At 32.1% G+C, this 14,249-nt stretch carries 11 protein-coding genes; 6 read left to right on the forward strand and 5 right to left on the reverse strand.

Annotated features, from left to right (window positions below; translation table 11 throughout):
- Positions 1-42: 42 nt before the first annotated feature.
- From Q361_RS01680 to Q361_RS01690, 3 genes are read right to left on the reverse strand one after another with little or no spacing between them, the layout of a single operon-like run.
- Complete coding sequence (locus Q361_RS01680; protein WP_103724977.1) at positions 43-2,061, reverse strand: protein-disulfide reductase DsbD family protein; 2,019 nt, start codon at positions 2,059-2,061, stop codon at positions 43-45.
- Complete coding sequence (gene tilS / locus Q361_RS01685) at positions 2,061-3,377, reverse strand: tRNA lysidine(34) synthetase TilS (protein WP_103725145.1); 1,317 nt, start codon at positions 3,375-3,377, stop codon at positions 2,061-2,063. Before tilS ends, Q361_RS01680 begins: the two co-directional genes overlap by 1 nt.
- A 4-nt stretch (positions 3,378-3,381) precedes the next feature.
- A complete protein-coding gene (locus Q361_RS01690; RefSeq protein ID WP_103725146.1) occupies positions 3,382-4,671 on the reverse strand; it encodes an anthranilate synthase component I family protein in 1,290 nt (429 codons plus the stop codon).
- 172 nt (positions 4,672-4,843) lie between these two features.
- Between Q361_RS01690 and Q361_RS01695 the strand changes: the two genes are divergently transcribed.
- Complete coding sequence (locus Q361_RS01695; RefSeq protein ID WP_103724978.1) at positions 4,844-5,770, forward strand: DUF4349 domain-containing protein; 927 nt, start codon at positions 4,844-4,846, stop codon at positions 5,768-5,770.
- A 43-nt stretch (positions 5,771-5,813) separates the two neighbouring features.
- Positions 5,814-6,191 carry a DoxX family protein gene (locus Q361_RS01700; protein WP_103724979.1) on the forward strand — a complete coding sequence of 126 codons (378 nt, stop codon included), beginning with the start codon at positions 5,814-5,816 and terminating at the stop codon, positions 6,189-6,191.
- Positions 6,192-6,269: 78 nt separating this feature from the next.
- Here the strand turns inward: Q361_RS01700 and lpdA are convergent, their stop codons facing one another.
- The gene (gene lpdA, locus Q361_RS01705; RefSeq protein ID WP_103724980.1) at positions 6,270-7,673 is read right to left on the reverse strand and encodes a dihydrolipoyl dehydrogenase; all 1,404 of its coding nucleotides are present in this window, start codon (positions 7,671-7,673) and stop codon (positions 6,270-6,272) included.
- A 285-nt stretch (positions 7,674-7,958) separates the two neighbouring features.
- On the opposite strand from lpdA, the gene pckA reads away from it, so the two are divergent.
- A complete protein-coding gene (pckA, locus tag Q361_RS01710) occupies positions 7,959-9,563 on the forward strand; it encodes a phosphoenolpyruvate carboxykinase (ATP) (protein WP_103724981.1) in 1,605 nt (534 codons plus the stop codon).
- A gap of 149 nt (positions 9,564-9,712) precedes the next feature.
- Entirely contained in the window at positions 9,713-11,374 is a 1,662-nt protein-coding gene (locus Q361_RS01715; RefSeq protein ID WP_103724982.1) for a putative transporter, read from the forward strand.
- A 52-nt stretch (positions 11,375-11,426) separates the two neighbouring features.
- Here Q361_RS01715 and Q361_RS01720 read toward each other — a convergent pair whose 3' ends face one another.
- A complete protein-coding gene (locus Q361_RS01720; RefSeq protein WP_103724983.1) occupies positions 11,427-11,879 on the reverse strand; it encodes an Lrp/AsnC family transcriptional regulator in 453 nt (150 codons plus the stop codon).
- Between the two features lie 155 nt (positions 11,880-12,034).
- Between Q361_RS01720 and Q361_RS01725 the strand changes: the two genes are divergently transcribed.
- Together Q361_RS01725 and Q361_RS01730 are read left to right on the forward strand one after the other, a co-directional pair.
- The gene (locus tag Q361_RS01725) at positions 12,035-13,237 is read left to right on the forward strand and encodes an aminotransferase class I/II-fold pyridoxal phosphate-dependent enzyme (RefSeq protein WP_103724984.1); all 1,203 of its coding nucleotides are present in this window, start codon (positions 12,035-12,037) and stop codon (positions 13,235-13,237) included.
- An 87-nt stretch (positions 13,238-13,324) separates the two neighbouring features.
- Complete coding sequence (locus tag Q361_RS01730; RefSeq protein ID WP_103724985.1) at positions 13,325-14,248, forward strand: AraC family transcriptional regulator; 924 nt, start codon at positions 13,325-13,327, stop codon at positions 14,246-14,248.
- The last annotated feature ends 1 nt before the right edge of the window (position 14,249 follow it).

Genomic DNA, 14,249 nt, shown 5'->3' on the forward strand with positions numbered 1-14,249 from the left:
TTAAAAACAAAAGCCGATTTTTGAAATCGGCTTTTATAAATATTAGTTTTTGTAATTTTCAATTCCTTCGTGCAACCACATTAAGTATTCTTCAATATCAGGAGTATAACTTATAGGTTTGTTTAAATTATTTTCGTTTGAATCTACCAAAACATAATAAGGCTGGGTATTGGTTTTGTATTTTGATATAATAAAATCTGTCCATTTATTTCCATAAGTAATAATTTCTTTACCCGAAAATTTAGATACATATTGCTCAGATTTTGGCAACTCAATTTTACTATCAACATAAAGTGAAACCAAAACCACATCTTCTTTTAATATTTTACTTACACGAGAATCCGACCAAACATTAACTTCCATTTTTCTACAATTTACACACGCATATCCTGTAAAATCAATCATAAGTGGCTTTTTTACTTTTTTAGCATACGCTAATGCTTTATCATAGTCTTCAAAAGTTGGAATGCCATGTTCTCCATTTTTTGCTCCTTCTGGCAATGAAATTAAAGAACCAGAATCATGATTTGATGAAACAAAAATAGCGTGATTTTCGCTGTAAGATTGTGGTGGAGGAAATGCTGAAATAAGTTTTAATGGAGCGCCAAACAAACCAGGTATCATGTATATAGCAAAAGCCGATACAAATAGTGCGAGCATTAACCTTCCTACAGATATATGAGATAAAGGACTATCGTGTGGCAATGTTATTTTCCCAAACAAATAAAGTGCCCAAGCGGCAAAAACTGCAATCCATATAGCGAGAAATACTTCACGCTCAAACCAATGCAATTGCAAAACTAAATCGGCATTGGATAAAAATTTAAAAGCAAATGCCAATTCCAAAAATCCAAGTGAAACTTTTACGGTGTTTAACCAACCTCCAGATTTTGGCAATGATTGTAACCAACTTGGAAATAAAGCAAACAACATAAATGGCAAGGCTATTGCAGAAGAAAAACCAAGCATACCAATAATAGGAGCAATACCACCTTTTGAAGCAGATTCTACCAAAAGAGTACCTACTATAGGACCCGTGCAAGAAAACGATACTATAGCAAGTGCCAATGCCATAAAAAATATTCCAATTACACCTCCTTTATCTGCTTGTTTGTCTACTTTATTTGCCCAAGAATTTGGCAACATGATTTCGAAAGCACCCAAAAATGAAATGGCAAAAATGATGAGTAAAACAAAGAAAAACAAATTAAACCAAACATTGGTAGATAATGCGTTTAAAGCCTCTGCTCCAAAAATAGCATTAATAGCCAAACCAAGAACTACATAAATAACAATAATTGACAAACCATACAAAACTGCATTTCTTTTTCCTTGTGCAGGAGTTTTACTCTGCTTGGTAAAAAAGCTCACGGTCATAGGAATCATTGGGAAAACGCAAGGTGTTAGTAAAGCAGCAAGACCTCCTAAAAATGCTAAAAAGAAAATAGTCCACAAGCCTTTTTGTTCTTCATTTTCTGTAGATATATTTGTTGATACTGGTTTAGAAATCGCGACTTTTTTATTTGAATTTTCTATTGACCTTGTTTCTGTTTTTGGAGTATCAATTGCTATAGTTTTTGTAGCATCTGTAACAGGTAGTAACTCTTGATTAATTTTTGGAATATCAAATACAAAAGTCTTATTGTCGTTAATACATTGTTCTTTACAAGCTTGATAATCTAGATTTAAAGTAATTTTTGAAAGCTTTGCGTTTAGTATTTTAACTCTTTGTGTAAGCGTTACCTGACCATCAAAATAGTATTCGTCTACGCCAAAAATGTCGTTAAATTGTTTTTTATACGCACTTTCTTTGGCTTTGCCAATAAGTTGATAGTTGTTTTTTGCATCTTTAAAATTAAGCACCATGGGTAGTGAACCTCCATCGGGTGTAAACTGAGAATACACATGCCACTCGGGCTCTATACTGCCTTTTATTACCAAATCAAATTCTGTATCGGATACTTTAACGGTTTTTGTAGTCCATTTTACAGGATTTTTCATTTGTGCAAATCCCAATGAATTGAGTAGAAATAATACGCTTAAAATGATAATTTTCTTCATTATTTGTATTGAATTTTGAGTATGGTTTTTGTTGTGTTTGTTATTTTATATCTATTATCTTGACGTTTACCCAGCAACCAAACAACTTGGTTTTCAGAGCACAATATCCATTGGTTTTGTTTTTCTAATAGCGAATATTTTTCGTCTTTAAAATATTTACTTATCTTTTTTTTGCCTTGCATTCCCAAAGGATAAAATATATCGCCTTCATTCCATTTTCTTAAAACTAAAGGCATTTTTATTTTATCATAATCTACAAATATACAATTTGCAGAAGAAATAGTAGGGTAACTTGTGTTACAAAATTCAATACGAATAGGTATTGATTCATTAGAATAAGGAATGGTATCAATTTCTAAAGCTATATATTCTAAAATAGCACTATCATTAGGATATAATAACAACTCTTCTCTATTTTTTAACAAAGTATGAGTTGGAGAACCTATTTTTTTGCCAGTTTGTGCCTCTGCTAGATTGTAAATGTCTTCCCATGCGGTAAATCCAAAATCTTTAAGCCAATAATGCAAATAAAGAGTATAGGGTTTTAATTGCATTAAAAGTTGTAAATCAAACCTCAAAACACAATCATTTACATTGCTCACAACGTCTTGATAGGCTTTTTGCAAAGCGTCTTGAACCAATACTTGGGTATGTTGTAAATACAAACTTGTTTGATGAAAAGATTCAAGAAAATTTGTATGCAAACCCTCTAAAAGAGGGACTATATTATGACGAATGTTATTTCGTAAATACTTATCCGATTGATTGCTACTGTCTTCTTTCCATTCTAGATAATTTTGTTGAGCATATAGCGCAATTTGTTCTCTTGAAAAAATAAGTAATGGCCTTACAATACTTTCGTTTATTTGAGGAATTCCTATCAATCCGTCGAGCCCTGTGCCTCTAGAAAGATTTATAATAAAAGTTTCCAAACTATCATTAAGATGATGTGCTGTAAGCAAATATTGTATGTTATTTTGCTTCATTTGCTCTTTAAACCAATCATAACGCAAGGCTCTCGCTGCCAATTGAATAGATAGCTTATTATTTATAGCATAGCTCTGAGTATCAAAATATTGTATATGAATGGGTATGTTTTTTTGTAAAGCAAATGCTTTTAAAAAACTCGTTTCAGCTTCACTCTCTGTATTACGTAAAGTAAAATTACAATGCAAAATTTCAAAAGACAGATTCAGTTTTTCGCACAAATCTATCAATACCATACTATCTATACCACCACTTACTGCAATATAAAAAGGGTTTTGTAACAGGTACGGAAACTGATTTTGGAGATGTTGCTGAAACTCTTTTATCATACAATTATGGGTTTTGAAGTACATGGAGCATTGCTTGTGCTTTTACCAAACATTCTTCATATTCTTGTTCTGGATTTGACATTTGAGTAATGGCGCTACCCACAGAAAACGATATATATTTTTCTCTTTCGTTATATAAAATAGTACGTATTTGCACATTAAAATCAAAATCACCATAGGGCGTAAAATATCCTACCGCGCCACTATATAAGCCTCTTTTGGTTTCTTCCAATTGCTCTATAATATTCATTGCTGAAATTTTTGGCACTCCTGTCATACTACCCATAGGAAAAGTGGTTTTTAAAACCTCGATAGGCGACACCACATCTTTTACTGTTGAAACTACAGTAGAAATCATTTGATGCACTTGTTTAAACGTATATACACCACACAATTCTTCTACTTCTACACTATTTTTGGCTGCTGTTTTAGATAAATCATTACGAACCAAATCAACAATCATAATGTTTTCATTTTTCTCTTTTTCAGAATTTTGTAAAAACTCTTTGCTTTTTAAGTCATCTAGTGTGTCTTCGTATCGTTTTGAAGTTCCTTTTATTGGTTGAGAAATGATTTTATTTTGTATTTTTTTTAAATAACGTTCGGGAGATGCTGAAAGGGCATACTTATTTCTATTTTTTAGATAAACAGCAAAAGGTGCTTGAGAAATACGGTTTAGTTTTTCAAAAACAAACAACGGTTGTATCGTTGCATTTTCGGCATAAAATTCCATACAAAAATTAGCTTCATAAATATCTCCTATTTGAATATAGTGCTGCATTTTTGTAACTTTTTCTACATAATCTTGTTTTTCAATACGCTGTTGCATTGTTACTGGCGTACTATCTTCTGTATGTATTTGATATGTTTCTATTTCATGAAAATCGTTATACAATTCGTCATCACAAAAGTGTAGATAGTGTAACTCAAGCGTATTTTCCTTTAGCAAAAAAAGTTTTTTGGGCTGAAAAAAATATAAATCAGGAAATAACAATCCATCAAAATTTTCAGATTTCAAATCTTCGATATCATTTTTTAAATCGTATGATAAATAGCCAAATAACCAATCTTTTGTAGCATTATAATACTGCTCCAAATCATCAAAAGCATGTACATAGTCGGTTTGTATAGAGGTAAATGATTCTACCGCAACAACCAAATCATAACTTGTATACGGTTGTTTGTGTTGGTTGGAATCCAAATATATTACTTCATCAAATTGGTTTGCCCAATGTAATAGTTTGGTTTTAAACGCTTTTGGGTTTGCTATGTTTTGTGTTACAATTGTTCTCAAAGCTTTTTTATCATGATTCAAAAATAATCTAATTTTTTATGAAAACGTAATCTTATAAAAATTTGGCATGATTTTTATGCGTTAATAAAATCATAAATATTCATAAAAAAAACTAAAAATTTGATAAAAAACTACACTTACAAATTTATTATTAATTCAAATTTATTTTTTTATGAAAAAACAAATCATTTATGTAGCTGTAGTTGCTACAGCATTATCATTTTACTCGTGTAAAAATTCTGAATCTATTGAAAATGCTTCTACAGAAACTGTTTCAGAAAGCAAATCAAGTTCGGTGATTGATTCTACAACCGTGCCTTCTTCTTCGGCAGCGATTGTAAAAAAAGGTGAAAAGAACATTATACGAAAAGCCGATATCAATTTTGAAGTAAAAAATGCAATACAATCAACACAAAAAATAGAAGACGCTGTAACTCATTTGGGAGGCATTGTTAGTTTTACCAATTTGCAAAGTAATATAGTCGATAACGATGAGCAAAAAATAAGTTCGGATAGTGTTTTGAAAACTGTAAAATACAATGTTGAGAACACCATGACATTAAGAGTGCCAAACACAAAACTCGACACTGTTGTAAAACAAATTTTGAAAGAAGTTTCTTTTTTAAACAATAGAAAAATTGAAGCCGAAGATGTTACACTCCAAATTATAGCAAATACAATGGCTCAAAAACGAAAACAAGAAGTGAGTAATAAAATGCGCCATGCTATAGATAAAAAAGACAGTAAACTTAATCAAACGTTACAGGCAGAAGATAAGGTTGATGCAACAAAAGAGGCTCTAGATACTTATACGCTCAATAATTTAGATTTAAAAAATCAAACAGAAATGAGTACAATAACACTCCATTTTTACCAACCTGAAACTTTTACACAAACTATTATTCCGCAAGCAAAAAGCCTAAACTATTATAGACCACATATTGGCACACAAATTTTTGAAAGTATTAAAACAGGTTGGTATACTCTTGAAGATAGTATAGCATTTATTGTAAAACTATGGTCGGTAATTTTGTTGGCATTTCTAGGCTGGTTGGCTTACAAAAAAGGTTCTGTTTGGCTAAAAAAACAAACCTTATAATTATTTTTAGTATTTTTGATATACTAACCAAATAATTATACTTATGAAAATTGCAACAATCGTAGTGCGTTTACTGCTCGGTGGCATGATGCTTTTTGCCTCTATTTCTTACTTTTTTGGACTTATCGATCAACCCAAACCAACTGGAGATTTAGCTACTCTAATGGCTGGTTTTGTAGCATCAAAATACATTTTTCCTGTTGCCAAAACAGTAGAATTAATTTCGGGGATTACCCTAGTTACTGGAAAATTTATGAAAATAGGAACTATCATTTTGCTTCCTATTACCATTAACATCTTTCTTATACATCTTATGGTAACAAAAACCGATATAGCTATGGCTACTGCTATTTTGTTTGCCAATTTATTTTTAATTTATGCTAATTGGAATAGCTACAAACATTTGTTTAAAGCCGATTAAATTCTAGACTATAAAAATTAAAAAATCCCAAATTCTATAGTATTAGAATTTGGGATTTTTATTAATTATATGTTATCACTATACGTGCAATGCTCTATTATCTGTAGCTGCAAGTGCCGCTTCTTTTATTGCTTCGGCAAACGTAGGGTGCGCATGACTCATTCTAGAAATATCTTCGGCAGAAGCTCTAAACTCCATAGCAGTTACAGCCTCGGCTATCAAATCTGCTGCACGAGCACCTATCATGTGTACACCTAAAACCTCATCAGTATTAGCATCGGCAAGAATTTTTATAAATCCGTCTATATCGTTGCTCGCTCTCGCTCTACCCAATGCTCTAAATGGAAAACTTCCAACTTTGTAAGCTACACCTGCTTCTTTAAGTTGCTCTTCGGTTTTACCTACTGCTGCAACTTCTGGCCAAGTATATACCACACCTGGAATAAGGTTGTAGTCTATGTGTGGTTTTTGTCCTGCTAAATATTCTGCAACCATAACGCCTTCTTCTTCTGCTTTGTGTGCCAACATAGCACCACGTACTACATCGCCTATAGCATAAATATTTGGAGTTGTTGTTTGTAAATGATTGTTTACTTCAACTTGTCCTCTATCTGTAAGTTTTACACCTGCTTTTTCTGCATCTAAGCCATCTGTATAAGGCTTTCTACCTACAGCAACCAATGTATAATCTCCTTCTAGAACTACTTCATTTCCTTTGGCATCATCTGCTTTTACTGTAACTGAATTTCCATTTCTAGTTACTTCTTTTACTTTGTGTGAAGTATAAAACTTCATGCCTTGTTTTTTTAATACTTTGGTTAATTCTTTAGACAAAGCTGCATCCATACCAGGAATAATTCTATCTAAATATTCAACTACCGATACTTGTGCCCCTAATCTAAGATATACTTGCCCAAGTTCTATACCAATTACGCCACCTCCTATAATTACTAAATGTTTAGGTACTTCGGGTAATTTTAATGCTTCTGTAGAAGTGATAATACGCTCTTTATCTATAGAAATAAAAGGTAATGAAGAAGGTTTTGAACCTGTAGCTATAATCGTATATTTTGATTCTAAAATTTCTGATGAGCGATCGTTTTTGGTAACTTTTATGTGTGTTGCATCTTCAAAAGAGCCTACACCTTCAAAAACTGTAACTTTATTTTTATCCATTAAAAATTTTACCCCACCACTAGTTTGGTCTACTACAGATTGTTTGCGCTCTATCATTTTGGCTAGGTTTACCTTTACCTCACCTGCTACCTCAATACCGTGTTCTGCCATGTGGCTTATTTCTTCAAAATGATGTGAAGATGCCAATAATGCCTTTGAAGGAATACAACCAACATTTAAGCAAGTTCCGCCCAATGTAGGATATTTTTCTATAATGGCAGTTTTAAAACCTAATTGAGCACAGCGAATAGCTGCTACATAGCCTCCAGGACCAGAACCGATAATGGTTACATCAAATTGACTCATAATATTGTATATTTTTTGTGTATTTTGAAAATTATATGCAAAATTACAAATGTTTTTTGTTTTTTGTAATCAATAATGCATCAAATATTACTCAAATAGTTCAATTTATAAGTTGTTTAGTAGATCTAGTTTTAGGGAAATTAACAAAATGATAATCAGTATTTTACAATGAAAACGTTTTCGTAGATTTCCTGTTTTACTGATAAATATCAGTTTTTTTGGTTAAATATTGTCGGAAATTTGAATAGAATTTTAAAACAAATCATAAAACGTAAACTCTTTAGTATGAAAAACATTAAAGTCATTCAGGAACTACATAATTTAGGCATAACAGGTTATCACGAAGTAGTATACAATCCATCTTACGAAGAACTTTTTCAGGCAGAAACTTCTCATTTAAGAAAAGGTTATGAAAAAGGAGCTGTTACAGAAAGCGGAGCTGTAGCGGTTAAAACGGGTATATTTACAGGGCGTTCTCCAAAAGATCGATATATTGTAAAAGACGACATTACAAAAGATACTATCTATTGGGACGACAAAGTGAATTTTCCAACAACTCAAGAAGTTTGGAGCGAGTTAAAACACTTGGTTTTAAAACAACTTTCTACTTCAAAAAAACTGTATGTGGTTGATGCTTTTTGTGGCACCAATCCAGATACACGTTTAAAAGTGCGTTTTGTTATGGAAGTAGCTTGGCAAGCTCATTTTGTTACCAATATGTTTATTCGTCCGTCTATATATGAATTAGAAAATTTTGGTGAACCCGATTTTATTGTTATGAATGGTTCTAAAACAACCAACCCCAATTGGAAAGAAATGGGACTAAACTCTGAAAATTTTATTGTTTTTAATCTTACAGAAAAAATTCAAATAATAGGTGGTACTTGGTATGGTGGCGAAATGAAAAAAGGTATGTTTGCCATGATGAATTACTACTTACCGCTTAAAGGTATGGCTTCTATGCATTGTTCTGCCAATGTAGGAGAAAAAGGCGATGTTGCAGTGTTTTTTGGACTTTCTGGAACTGGAAAAACAACACTTTCTGCCGATCCAAAACGATATTTAATTGGTGATGATGAACACGGATGGGATAATAATGGTGTGTTTAATTACGAAGGCGGTTGTTATGCCAAAGTAATTGATTTATCTGAAGAGAATGAACCCGATATTTGGAGAGCTATAAAAAGAGATGCTTTACTTGAGAATGTTGTTGTAAACGAATATGGAGAAGTAGACTATTACGACCATTCTATTACCGAAAACTCTAGAGTTTCATACCCAATATATCATATAAATAAAATTGTACTACCTTCAAAAGCAGGACACGCAAGTAAAATTATTTACCTTTCTGCAGATGCCTTTGGGGTATTGCCTCCAGTTTCAATATTAGACGAAAATCAAGCTCAATATCATTTCTTGTGTGGCTTTACTTCAAAACTTGCAGGTACTGAAAGAGGTATTACAGAACCTCAACCTTCTTTTTCTCCAGCCTTTGGTGAAGCATTCTTAACCTTACACCCTACTATGTACTCTAAAACTTTAGTAGGAAAAATGAAAGAACATGGCGCAAAAGCATATTTGGTAAATACAGGTTGGAATGGAACAGGGAAACGCATTTCTTTAAAAAACACTAGAGCGATTATCGATGCTATTATTGATGGTAGTATAGAAGAAGTTTCTACTATTAAAGTTCCTTATTTGAATTTGGTTGCTCCTACAAATTTGAAAAATGTTGAACAACATATTTTAGACCCAAGAAATACATACAACGATGTATCAGAATGGGAAGAAAAAGCCAAAAAACTAGCCACTTTATATATTAAAAACTTTGAACAGTATACAAATACCGAAGAAGGAAAAAGATTAGTCGCTGCTGGCCCGCAATTATAATATTCATACACTATCGGGAAACTGTAATAGCTATTCCCGATAGTTTATTCCATACATTATGAAACCGCCATTAATAAGGTTGCGCAAGCAAAACCCCATAATAATAAACTATAACCATATTACCTTAAAAAACAAATAATTATCTACACATGAATTGGATATTAGATTTATTTACCAAAGAGTCGATCGCTCAAACCCTAATTATCTTTGGTTTGGTTATTGCTCTTGGAATATGGCTCGGAAAAATCAAAGTTTTTGGTATTTCGCTCGGTGTTACATGGGTTTTATTTGTAGGAATATTTATTTCGTACATAGGAATTAATGTAAACCATGAACTGCAAGATTTTCTAAAAGAATTTGGATTGGTACTTTTTGTATATACGCTTGGCTTACAAGTTGGTCCTGGTTTTTTTGCATCATTAAACAAAAATGCTTTAGTAACCAATTTATTAGCGGCTCTTATTGTGTTATTTGGAGTAATTTTTACTATTATTCTACACTATTCAACAGGAAATAGTATCGAAATTATGAGTGGAATAATGAGTGGAGCTGTAACCAATACACCAGGTTTGGGTGCTGCACAAACTACAATTACCAATTTGCATCTTGGCGATACATCTATGGTTACTTTGGCTTATGCTGTAACCTATCCGTTTGGCGTTTTTGGTATTATTATTAGTATTTTATTGCTAAAAAAAATATTTCATGTTGATATTGAAAAAGAAACAGAATTTCAAAACAAACTCAATAATTTACGAGAAGATAAAGTAATATCAAAACATCTAAAATTAGAAAATAAACAATTGATAGGAAAACCCATAAGTACTATTTTCGAACTTATTAAAAAACCAATTGTAATATCTAGAATGTACCATAAAGGGCATATTATTACTCCTACTCCCAAAGAAATATTAGCAGAAAATGACGTGTTATTGATTGTAGCTCCAAAAAACACTTTTGAACAATTACACATTTTAATAGGTTCTGAAAGCGATTTAAACTTAAAAACGGCTTTAGATAGTAATTTAGTCTCCAACACTATAGTAGTAACCAATAAAGACATTACCCACAAACGTATAGGCGATATTCCAGAATTTCATCAGCATGATTTTACTTTTACCAGACTTCATAGAGCTGGTACACAAATTATTCCAAATGGAAACATATCGTTACAATTGGGCGATAATATTAAAGTGGTTGGTACAAAAGAAGGGCTCGAACGTATTACTAAAGTGTTAGGAAATTCGATTAAAAAACTTGAAGTTCCAGATATTGCTCCTATATTTATTGGTATTGTACTCGGAATTATTGTAGGAAGCATTCCGTTTAAAATTCCAAATATACCTTTACCTGTAAAAATAGGATTGGCTGGTGGGCCGCTTATTGTGGCATTACTTTTAAGCCGATTTGGAAATAAATTTTACCTAAACAATTATACTACACAAAGTGCCAATCTCATGATTAGAGAATTGGGAATAACTCTTTTTTTAGCGAGTGTAGGTTTAAGTAGTGGTGCTAAATTATCGGGCGCTTTTGCAGGTGGCATTGGTTTTTATTGGATAATACTCGGAATTATTATTACTACAGTTCCACTAATTACCGTTGGAATTATCGCCAAAAAATACTTCAAGAAAAACTTTTTTGAAATTTGCGGACTACTCGCTGGTGCATCTACCGATCCGCCTGCCTTGGCCTTTGCTCTAAAAATAGCTGGAAACGATACGCCTTCTGCTTCTTATGCAACCGTCTATCCGCTTACTATGATACTTAGAATCGTTGCAGCGCAGTTATTAATACTGCTATTTACATAAATAAATTGTTTTGATATAACCTCAAAAAGTAAATTTTTGAGGTTATTTTTTTTTACAAAACAAATACAGTACTGTTTTTTACTTCACCAATCATAAAAGTACTGTGGGTGCTACCAATATGTTGCAAAGTAGTTAGTTTTGTAATCATAAAATCGCGGTATTCTTCCATGTCTTTTACATGAATTTTTAGTATATAGTCATAATCGCCACTTACATGATAGCATTCTAAAACTTCGATAAGTTTTATCACTTCTTTTTCAAAACTAGAAATAGTATCTTTTATATGTTGAGTAAGTTTTACATGACAAAAAACAACAAAATTTTTATCAATTTTTTTCTTATCAACAATAGCTACATAATTAGAAATTACCTGCTCACGTTCTAGTTTTTTTATTCGTTCATAAACCGCAGTAACCGATAAATTTAGCTTATTTGAAAGATCTTTGGTTGTTCTTTTAGAATTTTGTTGCAAAAGCGTTATGAGTTTTTTGTCTATTATATCCATACTATTTTCTGATAGAGTTTAAAAACCCAAATATAAAAAGAAATAAAATCTATTTATAATTATATTTATAGATTTTTATTCTAAATAATTCGACAAATATTGAATTATTATTTAGTAAAAAGTATTTTTGATAGAATTAAAATTTAGATTATATCATGAAAAACTTTAATCCAGCAGATAAAATTCAAGACTTACAATATTTTGGAGAATTTGGAGGTGTAAACCCTTCTATATCCGATTCTTCTACTTACACTTTTTTGTCAGCAAAAACAATGTTTGACACCTTTGAAGGTAATGCAGAAGGCTGTTATTTGTATTCCAGACATTCATCGCCAATGAATTTGTATTTATCTAAAGCGCTAGCCGCTATGGAAGGTACCGAAAGCGCCAATGTAGCCGCATCGGGAATGGGTGCTATTACACCTGTACTTTTACAACTTTGCAATGCTGGCGACGAAATAGTATCGAGTAGAACCATATACGGAGGAACGTATGCTTTCATGAAAAATATGTTACCAAAATGGAATATTACTACACATTTTGTAGATATTACAAAACTCGATGTGGTTGAAGCCGCTATAAATAAAAACACCAGAGTATTGTATTGCGAAACTGTGAGCAACCCACTGCTTGAGGTAGCAAACATAAAAGCATTAGCTCAACTTGCTCAAAAATACCAACTAAAACTGGTTGTTGATAACACTTTTTCTCCTCTATCTGTTGCGCCTGCTTTGCTTGGTGCCGATGTAGTTATTCATAGTTTAACTAAATTTATAAACGGAAGTAGTGATACTGTAGGTGGTGTTATTTGTGGTACTCAGGCTTTTATAGACGATTTAAAAAATGTAAATAATGGAGCAAGTATGTTACTTGGCCCTACTATGGATAGTTTGCGAAGTGCCAGCATATTAAAAAATCTGCGTACTTTACATATTCGTATGAAACAACACAGCTACAACGCCAAATATTTAGCAGAAAAATTTGAAAACGACGGATTAAAAGTTGTCTATCCTGGGTTAGAAAGTCATCCAAGTCATCAATTATATAAAGATATGATAAATCCAGAATACGGTTTTGGTGGTATGATGACTCTCGATGTTGGCACATTGGATAAAGCCAACGAACTCATGGAAATGATGCAGAATGAAAACTTGGGATATTTAGCAGTAAGTTTAGGATTTTACAAAACACTGTTTAGTGCTCCAGGAACCTCAACATCTTCAGAAATTCCGTTGGAAGAACAAGCTCAAATGGGTCTTACAGATGGTTTGATTCGCTTTTCTATAGGTTTGGACAACGATATTGAACGTACCTACCAAATGATGAAAAACTGCATGAAAAAAGTGGGCGTATTATAAATGTATATCATTCTTGCAAAAAAGCGAAGTGTTTTTAGAAATACTTCGCTTTTTTTTACAATATTTGAATAGAATTGTTTTTCTATTATGCCTCAAAAAAAATTATTACATACACCAGCTCTTACTCAAGAGAAGTCTTTAAAAACTTTGGTAGAAAATAGAACAATATTTTCTTTACAAAATTGTGAACTAAATATATTTGAAACCTACGAGAAAACCGATTTAGTACCGCTAAAATTTAATGATCTTGTGGTTACAAGTATGTTACGAGGAAAAAAAATAATGCATCTTTTTGACGATCCATCATTTGAGTATTTACCGGGAGAAACGGTTATTGTTCCTTCAAAAGTAGAAATGAAAATAGATTTTCCAGAGGCTACAAAAGACAATCCAACACAGTGTATTGCCCTTGCTATAGATAATGATATTATTAGTAAAACCCTTGATTACTTAAACGACAGGTATCCAAAAGAAGGTAAAAATAATTTGTGGAAGTTAGATAACGAAAATTACTTTTTTTACAACAATGTAGAACTAGCAGCTACCATAAACAAACTTATTAAAGAGTGCATGAGCGATACGCTTACCAAAGACATTCTTACCGATTTAACCTTGCAAGAATTAATAGTTCGAATTATTCAAACACAAACAGTAAAAAGATTTGATACAGTAAAATCAATTTCGCAGAATAGTCCAATAGCAACGGCTATTTCGTTTATAAAATCACATATTTCCGAAAATATAAATTTAAAACAACTCAGCGATGTGGCTTGTATGAGTACAACTTCCTTTTACAGGTGTTTTAAAAGAGAATTAGGCATGAGTCCTATAGAATATATCTTAAACGAAAAAATAAAATTTGCCAAAAAACTTTTAAGTAACCCAACTATTCATGTTTCAGAAGTATCATATGCTACTGGATTTGAAGACAGTAACTACTTTATTAGACTATTTAAAAAATACGAAGGTGTTACTCCAAAACAATACCAACTCATGAATTTTAACGGATAAT

The organism is Flavobacterium croceum DSM 17960, from assembly GCF_002917885.1.
GTDB classification, from domain to species: domain Bacteria; phylum Bacteroidota; class Bacteroidia; order Flavobacteriales; family Flavobacteriaceae; genus Flavobacterium; species Flavobacterium croceum.